Source organism: Sorangium sp. So ce362, from assembly GCF_051519845.1.
In the GTDB taxonomy this organism is placed as follows: Bacteria; Myxococcota_A; Polyangia; order Polyangiales; family Polyangiaceae; genus Sorangium.
The window spans coordinates 9126695-9142805 of the sequence record NZ_CP150332.1 but is presented as its reverse complement, the minus strand read 5'-3'; the positions used below and the strand labels follow the sequence as shown (position 1 = coordinate 9142805).

The 16111-nt window shown below is 72.1% G+C and carries 16 protein-coding genes; 12 read left to right on the top strand and 4 right to left on the bottom strand.

Features of this window, described 5'->3' with window-relative positions; translation table 11 throughout:
- Window positions 1-2: 2 nt before the first annotated feature.
- From WMF17_RS35180 to WMF17_RS35170, 3 genes are all read right to left on the bottom strand, one after another.
- Window positions 3-1223 (bottom strand): DUF790 family protein, encoded by a 1221-nt coding sequence (locus WMF17_RS35180; protein WP_437597718.1) that lies wholly within the window; start codon window positions 1221-1223, stop codon window positions 3-5.
- Window positions 1210-2691: a DEAD/DEAH box helicase gene (locus WMF17_RS35175; RefSeq protein WP_437597717.1), complete on the bottom strand. Its 1482-nt coding sequence runs from the start codon at window positions 2689-2691 to the stop codon at window positions 1210-1212. The genes WMF17_RS35180 and WMF17_RS35175 overlap by 14 nt, the downstream gene beginning before the upstream one ends.
- Before the next feature lie 64 nt (window positions 2692-2755).
- On the bottom strand, window positions 2756-3166 hold the full coding sequence (locus WMF17_RS35170; RefSeq protein WP_437575348.1) for a 6-pyruvoyl trahydropterin synthase family protein: 411 nt from the start codon (window positions 3164-3166) through the stop codon (window positions 2756-2758).
- Between the two features lie 164 nt (window positions 3167-3330).
- Between WMF17_RS35170 and WMF17_RS35165 the strand changes: the two genes are divergently transcribed.
- A complete protein-coding gene (locus WMF17_RS35165; protein WP_437597715.1) occupies window positions 3331-3927 on the top strand; it encodes a YqgE/AlgH family protein in 597 nt (198 codons plus the stop codon).
- A gap of 193 nt (window positions 3928-4120) precedes the next feature.
- Window positions 4121-4591, top strand: coding sequence for a Dps family protein (locus WMF17_RS35160; RefSeq protein WP_437645375.1), 471 nt, complete (start codon window positions 4121-4123; stop codon window positions 4589-4591).
- A gap of 91 nt (window positions 4592-4682) precedes the next feature.
- Here WMF17_RS35160 and WMF17_RS35155 read toward each other — a convergent pair whose 3' ends face one another.
- On the bottom strand, window positions 4683-5540 hold the full coding sequence (locus tag WMF17_RS35155) for a CvfB family protein (protein WP_437597712.1): 858 nt from the start codon (window positions 5538-5540) through the stop codon (window positions 4683-4685).
- Window positions 5541-5690: 150 nt separating this feature from the next.
- On the opposite strand from WMF17_RS35155, the gene WMF17_RS35150 reads away from it, so the two are divergent.
- The 10 genes from WMF17_RS35150 to WMF17_RS35105 all read left to right on the top strand — a co-directional run bounded on the left by WMF17_RS35150 (window position 5691) and on the right by WMF17_RS35105 (window position 16105).
- Complete coding sequence (locus WMF17_RS35150) at window positions 5691-6422, top strand: penicillin-insensitive murein endopeptidase (RefSeq protein WP_437597711.1); 732 nt, start codon at window positions 5691-5693, stop codon at window positions 6420-6422.
- Window positions 6423-6694: 272 nt separating this feature from the next.
- Entirely contained in the window at window positions 6695-8440 is a 1746-nt protein-coding gene (locus WMF17_RS35145) for a hypothetical protein (protein ID WP_437597709.1), read from the top strand.
- 195 nt (window positions 8441-8635) lie between these two features.
- A complete protein-coding gene (locus WMF17_RS35140) occupies window positions 8636-9595 on the top strand; it encodes a DUF4202 family protein (RefSeq protein WP_437597708.1) in 960 nt (319 codons plus the stop codon).
- Window positions 9596-9612: 17 nt separating this feature from the next.
- Complete coding sequence (locus WMF17_RS35135; RefSeq protein WP_437645374.1) at window positions 9613-10683, top strand: CgeB family protein; 1071 nt, start codon at window positions 9613-9615, stop codon at window positions 10681-10683.
- Window positions 10684-10708: 25 nt separating this feature from the next.
- Window positions 10709-11437 carry a sugar phosphate nucleotidyltransferase gene (locus WMF17_RS35130; protein WP_437645372.1) on the top strand — a complete coding sequence of 243 codons (729 nt, stop codon included), beginning with the start codon at window positions 10709-10711 and terminating at the stop codon, window positions 11435-11437.
- 11 nt (window positions 11438-11448) lie between these two features.
- On the top strand, window positions 11449-12276 hold the full coding sequence (locus tag WMF17_RS35125) for a TIGR04290 family methyltransferase (RefSeq protein WP_437597705.1): 828 nt from the start codon (window positions 11449-11451) through the stop codon (window positions 12274-12276).
- The gene (locus WMF17_RS35120; RefSeq protein ID WP_437597704.1) at window positions 12273-13160 is read left to right on the top strand and encodes a glycosyl hydrolase; all 888 of its coding nucleotides are present in this window, start codon (window positions 12273-12275) and stop codon (window positions 13158-13160) included. Before WMF17_RS35125 ends, WMF17_RS35120 begins: the two co-directional genes overlap by 4 nt.
- A gap of 316 nt (window positions 13161-13476) precedes the next feature.
- Window positions 13477-14343, top strand: coding sequence for a PIG-L deacetylase family protein (locus tag WMF17_RS35115; protein WP_437645371.1), 867 nt, complete (start codon window positions 13477-13479; stop codon window positions 14341-14343).
- Window positions 14334-15389: a glycosyltransferase family 4 protein gene (locus WMF17_RS35110; RefSeq protein WP_437645369.1), complete on the top strand. Its 1056-nt coding sequence runs from the start codon at window positions 14334-14336 to the stop codon at window positions 15387-15389. Before WMF17_RS35115 ends, WMF17_RS35110 begins: the two co-directional genes overlap by 10 nt.
- A gap of 95 nt (window positions 15390-15484) precedes the next feature.
- Window positions 15485-16105, top strand: coding sequence for a sugar O-acetyltransferase (locus tag WMF17_RS35105; protein ID WP_437645367.1), 621 nt, complete (start codon window positions 15485-15487; stop codon window positions 16103-16105).
- The last annotated feature ends 6 nt before the right edge of the window (window positions 16106-16111 follow it).

Sequence of the window (16111 nt, the reverse complement as noted above, 5' to 3'; positions counted from 1 at the left end):
CCTCACGCCCCCCCGCGCTTGCCGTCGAGCCGCCCCAGCACCGCCCGCGGCGACATCGTCGCCCGGTACACATAGATCTCCCCCGCCTCTTCCTCCCCCAGCACCTCCTCGCTCACGCGGAGCTGCTTGCCGACCGCGAGCAGGATCCTGGCCGGAAACCCCTTCCGGATCAGCTCGACGCGCCGCCACACAGCGTCTCGGCTCCAGAACCCGAACGCCTCCAGGTACACCTCCTCCCCGGTCTCCGCGTTCTGAAACACGAGGTCCGGGGCGCACACCACCTCTCCGGGCAGCGCGAACAGCCGCTCGTTCGGCGCCACGGTCCAGGGCGACCCGAGCTTCCTGAACCCCTCGCAGAACGCCTCCAGCTCGGGCGTCGTCTCCGCGAGCTCGCGCCCGTGGAACAGGAGCCCGTCCGCGGGGCCGATCTCCACCGCGAGCGGCTCCTTGTCGCGCCCCCAGCGCAGCTCGGCGCGCAGCCGGAACGAGGCGCACGCGAGCACCGCCGGCAGGAACATCGCGAGCCGCAAGCCGTAGCGCTGCACGGCGTCGAACAGGCTGAACGGGCCGTCGAGCACGATCGTGTAGCCGGTGGCCGGATCGCCCTGGACCACATGGATCAGCCCGTGAAACCGGGCCGCGCGGAAGAGCCGCCGGTACCGCGGGGCGCTCTCCCCCTCGACGCGGATCGTCACCTGCGTCGCCCGCAGGAGGATCGACTGCGCCAGCGAGAGGTTGTACCGATCCAGCAGGATCTCGGGCGCATCCGTCGCCGCGCGCCGGAGGATCTCGGCCCCGCGCAGGTCGGCGTAGAGCCCCGCCTCGATCGCCGCCGGCGTCGTGCCGAGCCGGGCGGCCACCTCGTCGAGCACCGCGGCGCGGTCGAAGCGGGCGCGGACGTCGAGGGCGCGGTGCGCCGCCGCCGCGGCCAGGAACAGCTCGCGCCGGAGCGCCTCGGGATCGACGCCCTCCTGCACCTCGTACTCGCAGCCGTCCTCGAGCACCTTCCTCAGGCCGAGCGCGGCGACGCGATCCCGCGCGGGCACCTCGATGGCGTCGAGCGCGGCCTCGATCTCGTCGCGGCTCTCGCCGACGCGCTGGGACAGGATGTCGATGTACGCGCGCGCGACAGGGAGCAGGCGCTCGGCGGCCGCGCCGCGCAGGTACTGCGGCATCACCAGCCCGCCCCGCCGGCGGACGCGGACGAGGTCACTGGTAAGCAACGTGCTCCCGGCGCTTGTCGCTCACCCGCTGCTCGCTCGTGCCGAGGGCCACGAGCTCGTAGAGGATCGCCGTCTTGTTCTCGCTCCGCCGCAGGATGCGGCCGAGCCGCTGGACGTGCTCCCGCACCGAGCCGCTGCCCGACAGGACGATCGCGACGTTCGCCTCGGGCACGTTGACCCCCTCGTTCAGCACCTTCGACGTGACCACCGCCGACAGCGTGCCGCGGTTGAACGCCTCGAGGATGGCGCTGCGCTCCTTCACCTTGGTCTGGTGGGTGATCGCCGGCAGCAGGAACTGCCGCGAGATCTGGTAGACCGTGGCGTTGTCCTCGGTGAAGACCAGGGTGCGATCCGCGCGGTGGGCGTGGAGCAGCCGCGCGAGGACGTCGATCTTGCCGGGCGCGCAGAGGGCGAGGCTCCGCTGGCGGCGGTACGCCTCGAAGGCGCGGCGGCCGGCGTCGGACTGCGAGCTCAGCATGATGAACTGCCCCCACCCCTCGGGCATGCGGATGCCGTTCGCGCGCAGGAAGCCGATGTACACGGCGCGCGCCGCCTCGTACGCGGCGCGCTCGTCCTCCGAGAGCGGGACGTCGAGCCGGACGACATCGTAGGCCGCGAGGTACTGCCCGGAGAGCTCGGTGATCTCGCGGCGAAAGACGATCGGGCCGATGAGATCGTCGTAGCCCCGGCCGTCGGCGCGCTCGGGGGTCGCGGTGAGACCGAGGCGGAAGGGCGCGAGGCACATCTTCGCGGCGAGCGCATACGAAGGGCTCGGCAGGTGGTGGCACTCGTCGAAGATCACGAGGCCGAAGCGGGCGCCGAGCCGGTCCATGTGCGCGTGCGCGGAGTCGTAGGTGGTCACCGTCAGGTCGAGGACGTCGTGGTAACCGCCGCCGAGCAGGCCGATCGGGACGCCGAACGCGGCGGAGAGCCCGTCGTACCACTGGTTCAGGAGGTCGAGCGTCGGGACGACCACGAGCGCGCTGCGCTGCCGCGCGGCGATCGCCAGCGTCGCGACGAACGTCTTGCCCGCGCCCGTCGGGAGCACGACGACACCCCGGCTGCGCCGCCCGGCCCACGCGTCGAGCGCCTCGCGCTGGTACGGGAAGGGGTCGTGCTTGGCGAGCGGCGCCAGCGGGAGCGCCTCGTACCGGCGGGCGGCGTCGGTGAAGGGGACGCCGCGGGCGCGGAGCCTGAGGACGAGCTCGGCGTAGTCGATGGCCGGCACCCGGTAGACGCGCTCGCGCGCGTCCCAGCGGCAGGACGCGGGGAGGCACGCGGGGTCGAGCGGCGCGCCCTCCGCGGACGAGCCCGGCGGTCCGCCGCCGTCGGGCGCCTCCGCGGGGAGCGCGCTGCTGTCGAGCTCGCCGGCCGGCGCCAGCGCGGGGCGCGGCGCGACGCCCTCGATGCGGAGGGTGCCGCCCTGGAAGCTCAGGACGATCGGCGCTGTGCGGACCGGCTCGGTCATCGGCGGGCTCTTTTGCCGCGGCCAGGGCCCCGTGCCAAGCCCGGAGAGCGTCGGAGAGCGGCGATCAGGCCAGCTCGGTCGGCATCATCGATGCGCCGCGGATCGGCGCGCGGTAGCGTACCCACACGAGGGGAGACTCATGCAGCGTGATCGTCAGGGCGGTGCCGGCGCTGAGCGGGAGCCTGCGGCCGAGCTCGCGGTGGATGTAGCGCGCGATGAGCTCCGGCGTCGAGCGCTTGCCCTCGAAGGCAGGGTGATCGTCGAGGTTGCGGTAGTCGATCTCGGCGAGCACGCCGCGCAGGTTGTCCCGCAGCACGCTCGTCTCGACCACCTGTCCGAGCGGAGAGAGCTCCTCCCGGTCCACCTCCACGCTGACGGTGTAGGTCGCGCCGTGCAGGCGCTGTGCAGGGCCGAACTGCTCGCCCTTGAGGCTGTGGGCCACCATGATGTGATCGCGGACGCCGACCGTGTACATGGCCACACTATACCCGCCTTCCCGGCCCTGGAGGGAGATCGCAATCGCCTGCCGCGGCGCGCGGGGGTAAGGTGCGGACGGCTCCCCGTCCGGCCCCGCTACATGGGCAGGCAGGTTCGTGCGGGACGAAGTGGCCGGTTGGCCGTTGCGAGGGAGGATCACCGATGAACCGCGAAGCGAGCGTGCTGGCCCCTGGGTTCCTCATCGCGTCGCCGCCCCTGGGCGATCCGAACTTCGACAAGACGGTCGTGCTCCTGGCGGTCCACAGCGAGGGCGGGGCGCTGGGGTTCGTGGTGAACCGGCCGGCGCCGATGTCGCTCGGGGAGCTCCTGTCGTTCGCCGGCTACGGCAACGACCTGAAGGACCCGGCGCCTGTTTACCTCGGCGGGCCGGTCCAGCCGAGCTCGGGGTGGATCCTGTGCCTCGATCCGTCGCTCGGGGCCGAGGAGACGGGCGTGATCCCGGTGGGCTCGCGGGTGCGGGTCACGTCGTCCCGGAGCGCGTTCGACACGCTCGCGGCCGACGCCGTGCGCGGCGCGGCCGCGACGGACTCGCGGCGGAGGACGGTGCTCCTCGGCTACAGCGGGTGGGGGCCAGGGCAGCTCGAGCGCGAGATCGCCTCGGGCGCGTGGCTGCCGGTGCCCCTCGACGAGCGGATCCTGTTCGACGTGGCGGCGGAGCAGCGCTGGGAGAAGTCATATGGGCTGCTCGGGCTGCGCCCGATTGAAATGCTGTCAATGCGCAGCATCGGCGAGGCCTGAGGGGCACGCCCGCTGACGGCCTCCTCGGCCTCCGGGAGAGGAGAGAGCGGGGCGGCCTGATTGACGCGGCGGTCGGTGGGACGAAGGTTGGCGGGTCGCCAGGAGCGCGCGCGGGGAGGACGCCGCAGGGAGGGCTCTCCCGGCGCTGTTGACGGGCCACCGAGCCGAGAGCATACGACACGCGAGAGGAGCCATGATGGAGATCAATATCGGAATCGACGCCAAGAACCGCGAGCAGATCGGCGCGGGGCTGGGCCGTGTCCTCGCCGACACGTACACGCTCTATCTGAAGACACACAACTTTCACTGGAACGTCACAGGGCCCATGTTCCAGACGCTGCACCTCATGTTCGAGACGCAGTACAACGAGCTGGCGCTCGCCGTGGACCTGGTCGCCGAGCGCATCCGCGCCCTCGGCCTCCCCGCGCCGGGGACCTACAAGCAGTTCGCGGCGCTCGCCTCCATCAAGGAGGACGACGGCATCCCCAAGGCCACCGACATGATCAAGCGCCTCGTCGAGGGCCACGAGACAGTCGCGCGCACCGCGCGCGAGATCTTCCCGGTCGCCGAGAAGGCGAACGATCAGCCCACCTGCGACCTGCTCACCCAGCGCCTGCAGCTCCACGAGAAGACCGCGTGGATGCTGCGCAGCCTGCTCGAGTAGCCCCCCCGCCTCGCCGGCCGACCGAGCTCGGGCGGCGGCAGGGCTGGCCAGGTACCCATGGCCCGGGCGAGCCGGGCCATGGGTACCCGGATCAGCGCCGGTGCGGGACGAGGAACCCCTCGGGGTCGACCGCCACCGCGCGCTGCTTCAGGAGGCGGCCCACGGCGCGCTTGAACGCCTTCTTGCTCAGGCCGAAGATCGCCCGGATCTCGTCCGGGCTGGAGCGGTCGCCGATCCGCGGGGCGCCCGGGCGAGAGAGCCCCGCGAGGATCTTCTGCGCGTCGTTCTCGAGCTCCTCGTGCGCGTGGCCGCGCAGCGACAGCTCGACGTTCCCGTCGGGCAGCACGCTCGTCACGCGGAACCGCGCCGCCTCGCCGCGGGCGAGCGCGTGCGGCTCGTCCGCGGGGACCAGGCCGACGAACTGGCGCTCGATGATGACGAAGAGCCCGAGCTCCGGCTCGTTGCGCCACGCCTCGCCCTCGACCCACTCGTCCAGATCGAACTCGCCCTTGTCGCGCAGCATCTCGCTCACGCGCATCGTCCCCGCGAGGCGCCCGGTCCTGTCCACGACGAGCCCCACGGGGTGCCGCTGTCCGACCCGCAGATCGCGCGTCTGCTCCGCGTGCGGCACGAGCAGCTCCTTCGGCAGGCCCCAGTCGACGAACGCGCCGAAGGGTGCCACGTCGGTCACCGCGAGGAAGGCGACCTCGCCGAGCGCGACCTTCGGCCGGCGCGCGGTCGCGATCGGGCGATCTTCGGAGTCGAGGTGCACGAAGACCTCGAGCTCGTCTCCCTCCTTCGCCCCCTCGGGCACCTCGCCGCCCGGCAGGAGGAGCACCGGCGCGTTCGGGCGGAGGTCGCCCGGATCGGGCGAGAGGAACGCGCCCGGCGGGCCGAACCGCCGTATCGGCAGGGTCACGACGCGGCCGAGGAGATCGTCGTAGGGCATCGGCGCGCAGTCTTGCACACGCGGCGCGGGGTGTCGTCGGCCATGAGGAACACGAGACTGCCGGGTTCCCGAACACCGGTGCTCCGCGCTCCCTCGCGCGCCCGCGCAGCGCCTCGACCGGCGGCAAGGAGCTTGATACGACACCGGCAGATGCCCAGGGGCCACCACCGGCTCGCAAAGCGCCTCGCGTTCGCCGCCGGGCTCCTCCTCCTCGCGCCCTTCGTCGTGGCGCACGGCCGCGTCTGGCTCGACGACGGGGCGCCCTCGGAGAGCGCCGGCACCCCGGCGCAGGGCCGCCTGCTGCATGGACACGCGATCCCTCCGTCGGGTCCGGGCTACGTGACCTATTCCTACCTGGGGGCGAGCCTCGGGCGCCAGTACGTGCACGGCGCGGTGCGCGACGCGCTGCGCGAGGCGTTCGCCGCGGTCTCGGCCGCGAGGCCCGGGCGGCGCTTCGTCGTGGGCGAGACGGGCAACCGCCGCGGCGGCCCGCTCTGGCCGCATCGCACGCACCAGAACGGGCTGAGCGTGGACGTCTTCGTTCCGCTGCGCGACAGCGAGGGTCAGCCCGCGGACGTCGCGACTTACCCCTGGAACAAGCTCGGTTATGGGCTCGAGTTCGACGCGCAGGGCCGCCGCGGCGACCTGACGATCGATTTCGACGACCTCGCGCGGCTCCTCTCCGAGCTCGACGAGAAGGCCAGGCCAAGGGGGCTCCGGATCCAGCGGATCATCCTCGCCCCCGAGTACGTGCCGCTGCTCCTCGCGAGCCCCGCGGGCCGCAAGCTGGGCCCGCTCGCCGGGTCGATCCTCCGGCGCCAGGTCTGGTGGCGCCACGACGAGCACGCGCACATCGACTTCGCGCTCGGCGCCCCTCGTTGAGCGGAGCCTCCGGGCAGGACACGACACGTGAGGACCACGTGCGCGCCGGCGCCGCCGACCACGTGCGCGCCGGCGCCGCCGTCCGGGCTTCCCTGCGCTACGGCGCGCCCCGCTTGGCATCGCCTCCCGCCCGCCCCACGCAGCGGGAGCAGCCCGGGAGACCGAGCACCACGCCGGTGCGCGGGCCGGACTGCGCACACCGCTCCTTGCGGCCGGGCGAGCTCATGAGAGCCAGCCCGGCCCCTGCGAGCCGATCCCCGCGGACGCCCTCCATGACAGACAGCTCCGGATACAGCATGTACGTGTTCCGCAGCGGCCGCCGCGACGTCCCAGGGCAGCGGCTCGTCGCCGAGCTCGCGGACGACCTCCGGGCGCTCGCCGCGCCCGCCGGCGCCGATCGCCGCCCCGGGGTCGTGCTCCGCGCCTTGATCCGCGCCGGCGAGCTCGAATCCATCCTCGCTGACGCCGGCGCGGGCAGCGCCTCCCTGCTGGCGGGGCTCACCGACGACCTCGCCGCCATGCTTGTCGGCGGTGACGACGCGGGCGCGCTCGCGATCTCGGACGGCCCGACGTCCGACCACGGAGGGGCCGACGTCTGGCCACGGACGGCCCGACGTCCGACCACGCCCGAGGCCCTCGCCGCGCTCGCGGTGATCGATGTCCCGGCGACGGTCCGGATCTCGCCGCCCGAAGGGTTCTCCTTCTATGCGCTCCACCCGCTCGATTTCGCCCGGCTCGCCGAGCGGCTCGCGTCCCCCGCGGCGCCGGTCCGGGTCGTCGGGATCCGCAGCATCGGCACGACCCTGAGCGCGGTGACGGCCGCGGCGCTCCGTCGGCAGGGGATCCGGGCGGGGCGCATCACCGTGCGCCCGTCCGGACACCCCTACGATCGCCGGGTCGAGCTCGGCGCCCGGGAGCTCCGGTGGGTCCAGGACGGCATCGCCGAGGGAGCGCAGTTCTGGGTCGCCGACGAGGGGCCGGGCTTCAGCGGCTCCTCGTTCCTCTCCACCGGCGATGCCCTCGTCAGCGCCGGCGTCCCGCGCGGGAACGTCGTCTTCCTCGGCTCCCGCGCGATGGATCCCGACGCGCTCATCGCGCCCGACGGCGCCCGCCGCTGGCGGTCCTTCCGCGCGGAGCGCGTCGAGTGCGGGACGCAGCTCCCGGGCGATGCAGGTGAGTTCATCGGCGCCGGGGCGTGGCGCCGCCGCTGCTATGATGACGAATTGCGCTGGCCGCCGTCCTGGACGTCCATGGAGCGCCTCAAGTGTCTTTCCCGTGACGGCAGCCGGATTCTCAAGTTCGAAGGGATGGGCCGCTATGGGGCCGAGTGCCTGGAGCGGGCTCGCAGCGTCGCTCAGGCCGGCTTCGGTCCGGAGCCGCGTGACGAGGGTCAGGGCTTCCTCTCGTATCCGTGGCTCCCGGGCCGGCCGCTCCAGGCCGGCGACCTGTCCGCCGCCGTGCTCGAGCGCCTCGCCGATTACTGCGCCTACCGCGCCACGGCCTTCCCTGTCCCGAGCCCCGCGGTCGACGAGCTCATTGCGATGGCACGCACCAATTTATCAACAGAAATGGGGGATGACCTCCCGGACGAGCTCCACCTGGAGATCGCGCGTCCCGCGCTCGTCGATGGCAAGATGGATCCTCACGAGTGGCTCGGGTCCTCCTCGGGCGAGCTCTTCAAGGTGGACGCATCGGGCCACGGCGACGATCACTTCCTTCCTGGCCCGGCGGACATCGCCTGGGATCTCGCCGGGGCCATCATCGAGTGGCGGATGGCGCCCGACGCCCGGCGCGCCTTCCTCGAGCGCTACCGGCGCCGCTCCGGCGACGACCCCGAGCGGCGTCTGCCCGCGTATCTGCTGGCCTACTCGCTGCTGCGCCTCGGCTACGCCGCGATGGCCGCGGCATCGCTCCCGGACGAGGGCGAGGCGCGGCGCTTCATGGCGGCGCGGCATCGCTATCGCGCGGCCCTGATCGAGGGGCTCGCCCCCTCGGCCTTCTCGGGCGCTCTCGGGTAGCGCCGCTGGCTCGGCTACGGCGCTCACGTCTCGTGCTCATTTCTTTCCCGACGCTGCTGTACGGAATTTCCGCGATGGTGCGGCGGGCGTTGCGGAGATAGGTTCTCGACGACTCACCCCTTGTTCGTCTGCGGCAGCCGTCTCCGGAAGCTGCTCCGGGCGAAGCGCCCGTGGTTGACCGAAGAACGCAACCCCATGCTCAAGCGCCTGATCCTCATTGCCAGCTCTTCTTCGAGCAGCGATGAACCCTGGGCCCGTGGGACACCGCTGCTCTCCCCCTCGGACAAGGCGGCGCTCTCCCGGGAGTTCCCCGGCGTGGAGATCGACGCCCCCTGTCCGCCCGGGGACGCGCCCCACGCCGCCGTCGACGCCCGCGCGTGGCGCGCCTCGGCGCTCGATCTGTGGGCGCTCGACACCCACCTGCACGCGCTCGACGCCCGCGGCCCCTTCGATATCCGGCTCGGCGGGCTCGACCGCGAGGCCGCCGCGCGCGCGGCCTACGAGGTCCTCACCCGCTGTCAGCGCTTCCTCCGCAGGAGGAACCTCGCCTCCGCGACCGCGGTCTTCGCCCGGGTCCTCGGGCGGCACCGGGAGCTTTATGATCTCGACAGGCCGCTTGTCCGGGCCGACCACGATCATGCGATCGACGTCTGGCAATGGATGCTCCGCCTCGATCCGCGCGCCGGCGTGGCCGCGCAGGCGGCGGCGCTCTTCCATGACGTGGAGCGGCTCGTCTCCGAGGCGAACGTCCGGATCGAGCACCGCGCCGCGGACTACCAGGCCTTCAAGGACGAGCACGCGCGGCGCGGGGCGGCCCTCGCGTGCGCCGCGCTCGCCGGGGTCGGGCTCCCGCCCGAGGTCCTCGACCGGATCGGCGCCCTGGTGGGGTCGCACGAGCGGCCGGGGGACGACGCCGAGCTCGCCCTGCTCAACGACGCCGACGCGCTCTCGTTCTTCTCGCTGAACAGCGCCGGGTTCCTCGATTACTACGGTCCCGAGCACACCCGCGCCAAGGTGGTGTACACGCTCCGCCGCCTCCGCCCGGAGGCGAGGGCGCTCTTGCCGCGTATCCGCTGCCGCCCCGAGGTGGAGGCGATGATCCTCGGCGAGCCGAGGCGGACATCGGCGCCTGCCCCGGCGGAGACGCAGGCCTAGAGGAGGGCTGGTTCGCCATGAGGCTCGTCATCTTCGGTCTGACGATCAGCTCGTCCTGGGGCAACGGCCACGCGACGCTGTGGCGCGGCGTGCTCGACGCCCTCGGGCGGGCCGGGCACCGCGTCACCTTCTTCGAGCGCGACGCCCCGTATTACGCCGCGCACCGGGATCTATGCTCGCTCTCGCACGGCAACGAGCTCCGGCTCTACACCTCGTTCGACGACATCCTCGCCGAGGCCCGGCGCGCCGTCCGGGAGGCGGACGCGGCGATGGTGACCTCGTACTGTCCCGACGGCGGCGCGGCGACGGAGGTGGTCCTCGAGTCGCGCGGTCTCAAGGTCTTCTATGATCTCGACACGCCGGTGACCCTGGATCGGCTCGATGCGGGCCAGTCGGTCGGGTACATCGGCCCGCGGGGCCTCGTCGATTTCGACTGCGTGCTCAGCTACACGGGCGGCGCCGCGCTCGATCAGCTCCAGACGAAGCTCGGCGCCCGGCGGGTGTTCCCGCTCTACGGCAGCGCCGACCCCGCGGTGCACCGTCAGGTCGCGCCGCGGGAGGAGCTCTGCGGGGACCTCTCGTATCTCGGGACGTACGCCGCCGACCGGCAGGAGGCGCTCTCTGCCCTCTTTCTCGAGGTGGCGAGGCGGCTGCCGCAGAAGCGGTTCGTCATCGGCGGCTCGCTCTACCCCGAGAATTTCCCGTGGGCGGAGAACATCTATTACATGCGCCACGTGGCGCCGCCGGATCACCCGGCGTTCTATTGCTCCTCGCCGCTGACGCTCAATGTCACCCGGGGCGCGATGGCGGCGATGGGGTACTGTCCTTCCGGGCGGCTCTTCGAGGCGGCCGCGTGCGGGACGCCGATCCTGAGCGACAGCTGGGAGGGGCTCGACCGGTTCTTCACGCCGGGGGAGGAGATCCTCGTGGCGACGACCACGGACGAGGCCGTCGCGGCGCTCTCGCGGCCGGCGGCCGAGGTCGCGGCCATTGCCCGCGCGGCGCGCGAGCGGGTGCTCGCGGAGCACACCGCGGCGAGGCGCGCGGCGGAGCTCGTGGCGATCCTCGAGTCGGTCACGGCTCGATGAAGGAATGGAACGAAAGGAGAGGACGATGTGGGGAGTGATTCCGGCGGCGGGCCTGGGGAGCAGGATCCAGCCGCTCGCGTTCTCGAAGGAGCTGCTCCCGGTGGGGACGCGCAGGGACGGCGACGTGGAGCGGCCGCGCGCGGTCAGCGAGTACCTCATCGATCGGATGATCCTCGCCGGCGCGACCCGGATCTGCATGGTGATCTCGCCGGGCAAGTCGGATATCGTCGAGTATTACGGCGCGAGCGTCGGCCCGGCGCACATCTGTTATGTTGTGCAGCCGGTCGCCGCCGGGCTCTGTGACGCCATCTTCCGTGCGCTCCCCTGGCTCCAGCCGGAGGAGGAGGTCCTCGTGGGGCTCCCCGATACGGTCTGGTTCCCGGAGCACGGGCTCCGCTCGCTCGACGGCGGGGGCCTCTCGTTCCTGCTCTTTCCGGTCGAGCACCCGGAGCTCTTCGACGCGGTGGTCACCGACGAGCAGGGCTGGGTGCTCGAGATCCAGGTCAAGCAGCGGGACGCGCGCTCGCGGTGGGTCTGGGGCGCCTTCAAGCTCACGGGGGCGGTGATGCTGGAGCTCCACGACCTCTGGTGCGAGCGCGGGCGGACGGATCTGTACATCGGGACGCTGGTGAACGAGTACCTCGCCCGCGGCGGCAGCGCGCGGGCGGCGCGGGCCGGCGAGGCGTATGTCGACGTGGGGACGCTGCATGGCTACCGCGAGGCCATCCAGCTCCTCAGCGGCGTGGTGGAGTGATCGGAGGAGCCATGGAGAGGAGCGTGCGGAGCGGGCGGAACGTGCGGAGCGTTGACAGAGCGGTGAAGTGGACCCGGGAGCAGATCCAGGAGCGCGTGCGCGGGCTCGGGCAGTGGTTCCACAACATCGATCTCGGCGGGGTGAAGACGGCGCCGGACCATTTCCTGGGCGACTATCCAGCGTTCAAGTGGAAGAGCTTCGCCCACGCGATCCCGGCGGATCTCACGGGCAAGACGGTCCTCGACATCGGCTGCAACGCGGGCTTCTACTCGCTCGAGATGAAGCGGCGCGGGGCGGCCCGGGTCCTCGGGATCGACAGCGACGACGACTACCTGGCGCAGGCGCGCTTCGCCGCGGAGGTCTCCGGAGCGGACATCGAGTTCCGGAACCTCTCCGTGTACGACGTCGGGAGCCTCGGAGAGCGCTTCGATCTCGTGCTCTTCATGGGCGTCCTGTACCACCTCCGCCACCCGCTGCTCGCGCTCGATCTGCTGCACGAGCACGTGGTCGGGCAGACGCTTGTCTTCCAGAGCATGCAGCGCGGCAGCGCCGAGGTGACGCCGCTCCAGGAGGACTATCCCTTCTCCGAGAGGCGGATCTTCGACGAGGCGGGCTATCCCCGGCTCCACTTCGTGGAGCGCAGCTACTCGCACGACCCGACAAACTGGTGGGTGCCCAACGGCGCTTGCGCGGAGGCGATGCTGCGGAGCGCCGGCTTCGAGATCGTGAACCACCCCGAGCCCGAGGTGTACATCTGCCGCCGCCGCGAGAAGGCGGACGGCGCGCCGGGCGCGGTCTACCCGGGCAGGCGAGCCGGCATGAAGGGAGAGCAGGCATGATCGAGGCGGTGATGCTCTGGAACGAGCCCAACAACAAGTCGCACTGGGATTTCGAGATCGATCCCGCGTGGACGACGTACGGGTCGATGGTGAAGCTCGCCGCGGAGGCGATCCGGAGCGAGCGCCCTCATCTGCCCCGCGTGCTGGGCGGCGTCTCGCCGATCGATCCTGGGTTCATCGCCAACATGGGCCGTCAGGGCGTGCTCGATCACGTCGACGTGGTCGCGGTGCACGGCTTCCCGCTCGACTGGAACCACTGGCAGCTCCACGAGTGGCCGAGCAAGCTCGAGGAGATCCGGGCGGTGACCGACAAGCCGCTCTGGATCACCGAGATCGGCGTCTCCACGTTCGGCGCCGAGGAGGTGCAGGAGTTCGGCCTCAGGCGGAGCGCCGAGCTGCTCCGCGGCAAGGTGGATCGGGTCCACTGGTACAGCCTCTACGATCTGCCGCGCGCGTGGCCGGCGACGACCCGGCATCGCGAGGCCGAGGGCTCGTCGTACTACCGGCATTTCTACATGGGCCTGCTTCGCGAGGACGGGACGCCCAAGCGCGCGCTCCGGCTCTTCCCGGAGTGCACCCCCGATTTCGGTCTGTGCCAGTGGTTCCACTTCGAGGATCACCGGCTGGACGACGCGGTGGAGTGGCTGAAGAAGCTCGGGGTGCGCCATCTCCGCACCGGCCTGAGCTGGGCAGACAGCTTCCGCCCCGGCGCGGAGGCCTGGTTCGACCGGCAGATGAAGGCGCTCGAGCCGTTCGACGTGACCCTGACCTACTGTTTCACCCCGGAGCACGCCGGCGTCCGGCCGCACCACACGAGCCCCCCGCAGCGGATAGAGGAATTCGCGGAGTTCTGCGCCCGGATGACGCGACGCTATACGGGGTAGGCGCCAGCAGCTGTGCTGGCGGAAATCACATCTCTGCGCCGCCTGCGGGCTGTCCTTCCTGTTTCGTCCGGGCTCGCCTGCTCGTCTGTCCGCGGTTGACGCGCCCATCTGGCGCACCGCGTAGCCGTTTGGTAGGGTGGAGGTCGACGAGTTCGGCGCCCGGATGACCTGACGTTACGCACTCCAGGTGGCTCATGTCCCACGTCGCGAGCAGCCCGAAGCGAGAGAGGCCCGAGGAGCACGGCGGCTTTTCGGGGGGATCCGACAGGCGCGCCGGGCCCTACGGCAGGCTCTTTGTGGCGAGGGAGGCGCTGTCGTGAACCTCGCCGCGCTCCGCCGCCAGGGCCGCACGCCGCCGGAGCTCGCGTGGCCGCCGTTCTCGTGGCTCTCGTCGGGACGGGCGCCGCGCTGCCTCGTCGTGGTCGCCCATCCGGACGACGAGACCCTCGGGCTCGGCGCGCGGATCGGCCGGCTCCACCCGATCGAGGTCGTCCATGTGACCGACGGGGCGCCCCGCGACAGCCGCTTCATGCCGGCGGAGCTCGTCGAGATCGGGCGCGAGCGCTACACCGCCCTCCGGCGCGACGAGGTGATTCGCGCGCTCGCCCTGGGCAACGTGCCGGCGTCGAGGCTCAGGTGCCTCGGCGCGGTCGATCAGGAGGCCATCGAGGAGGCCCCGAGCCTCGCCCGGAAGCTCCTCGAGCTGTTCGCCCGGACGCGGCCCGAGGTGGTGTTCACCCACCCGTACGAAGGCGGCCATCCCGATCACGACGCGGCGGCGCTCGCCGTGCATTCGGCCGCGGTGCTCGCCCTCTGGAACGGCGTCACCTCGCCGCTGATCTTCGAGGCGGCCTCGTACCACGCCGCGCGGGGTCATCTCGTCGCCGGCGAGTTCATTGCGCACCTCGGCGTCCCCGAGATCGCCCTCCGGCTCTCGGACGAGGAGGCGTCGCGCAAGCGCGCCATGCTGGCCTGCTTCACCAGCCAGCGCGAGACGCTCGCCCCGTTCGCCGCCGAGGTCGAGCGTTTCCGGCCCGCGCCCGCGTACGATTTCCGGAGGCCTCCGCACGACGGGGCGCTCCATTACGAGCGCCTCGGCTTTCCGATCGACGGCGCGCGCTGGCGGAAGCTCGCCGTGAAGACGCTCACGCTGCTCGGCCTCGAGCGTGAGCCGTGCCTCTGACGGTCCTGCACGTCGGCTATCCGCTCGCGCCCGTGGGACCGGACGCCGTCGGCGGCGCCGAGCAGGTGCTCTCGATGCTCGACGAGGCGCTCTCGCGCGGCGGCCACCGGTCGATCGTGGTCGCCCCGGCGGGCTCGTCGTGCGCGGGGACGCTGGTCGCCACGCCCGCGCCTCCGCCGGGCGCGGTCCTCGACGAGGCGGCCAGGGAGCACGCCTGGCGCCACCACCGGAGCGCCATTGTCCGGGCGCTGGATCGGTATTCGATCGACCTCGTCCACCTGCACGGTGTCGATTTCGATCGCTACCTGCCCGAGCCCGGCGTGCCCGTGCTCGCGACGCTGCATCTCCCGCCGAGCTTCTATTCGCCGGCGGTGTTCCGGATCGAGCGCCCGAGGACGTTCCTCCATTGCGTCTCGGCGACGCAGCGACGCGCCTGTCCGCCGGGCGCGCGGCTCCTGCCCGAGATCCCGAACGGCGTCCGGCTGGAGCATTACCGGCCGAGGCGGTACCGGCGCGGCTTCGCGCTCGCGCTCGGCCGGCTCTGCCCGGAGAAGGGGGTTCATGTGGCGGTCGAGGCCGCGGTCCGCGCCGGGTCGCCGCTGCTCATCGCCGGGCAGGCGTTCGGCTACGAGGAGCACACGCGGTATCTCCGGGAGGTCCTCCTGCCGATGCTGGGCGGCGCCGGGCCGGTGCGGCGCTTCCTGGGCCCGGTCGGCCTCGTCCGGAAGCGCCGTCTGCTCGGGGCGGCCCGGTGTCTGCTGGTCGCGAGCCGGGTCCAGGAGACCAGCTCCCTCGTCGCCATGGAGGCGCTCGCCTCGGGCACGCCGGTGATCGCGCTCCGCGGCGCCGGCGCGCTGCCGGAGATCGTGGAGCACGGCCGGACGGGGTACCTCGTGGACGGCGCCGGGGAGATGGCCGAGGCCATGGCGACGGTGGACCGGCTCGACCCGGCGGCGTGCCGCCGCGCGGCCGAGGAGCGCTTCTCGGCGGCGAGGACGGCGGCGGCTTATCTGGAGACGTACCGCCGGATCCTGCGCGAGGGGTGAGCGGGGCGCGGCGAGGCGGGCCCTGGCGGGGCCGCGGCGATCTCTTCTCGTTGGCGATGTGGACAGTCGTTCTTATGATGTGTACAATGGTACATATGACGAACCCTGCCGACACGCGGTCCATGCGCGAGCGCATGCTCACCGGCGACCTCTACATCGCCGACGATCCCGAGATCGCCGAGCAGAGCGCCGCTGCGCTGGACCTGATGGCGGCCTACAACGCGACCTCGGTGCGCCAGCGCCCGTTGCGCCGTCGCCTGCTGGAGCAGCTGCTCGGATCGATCGGCGAGGGCACCGAGATCCGCCCGCCGTTCTACGTGGATTACGGCGCGCACATCACCATCGGGGCGCGCTGCTTCGCGAATTTCGGGCTTGTGGCGCTCGACGTCGCGCCGATCCTCATCGGCGACGACGTCCAGTTCGGGCCGAACGTGCAGCTGCTCACGCCGACCCATCCGGTGGAGCCCGAGCCGCGGCGGAAGAAGTGGGAGGCTGCGAAGCCGATCACGATCGGGAACAACGTGTGGCTCGGCGGCGGTGCGATCGTGCTGCCCGGGGTGACGATCGGGGACAACACCGTGGTGGGCGCCGGCTCCGTCGTGACGCGCGATCTGCCGGCCAATGTTGTCGCCGTGGGCAACCCCGCTCGCGTGATCCGCACGCTCGACGGCGCCGTGGCCGCGTCCGCGCCGGCGCAGGGCGAGACCGGCGGGTGACGACGG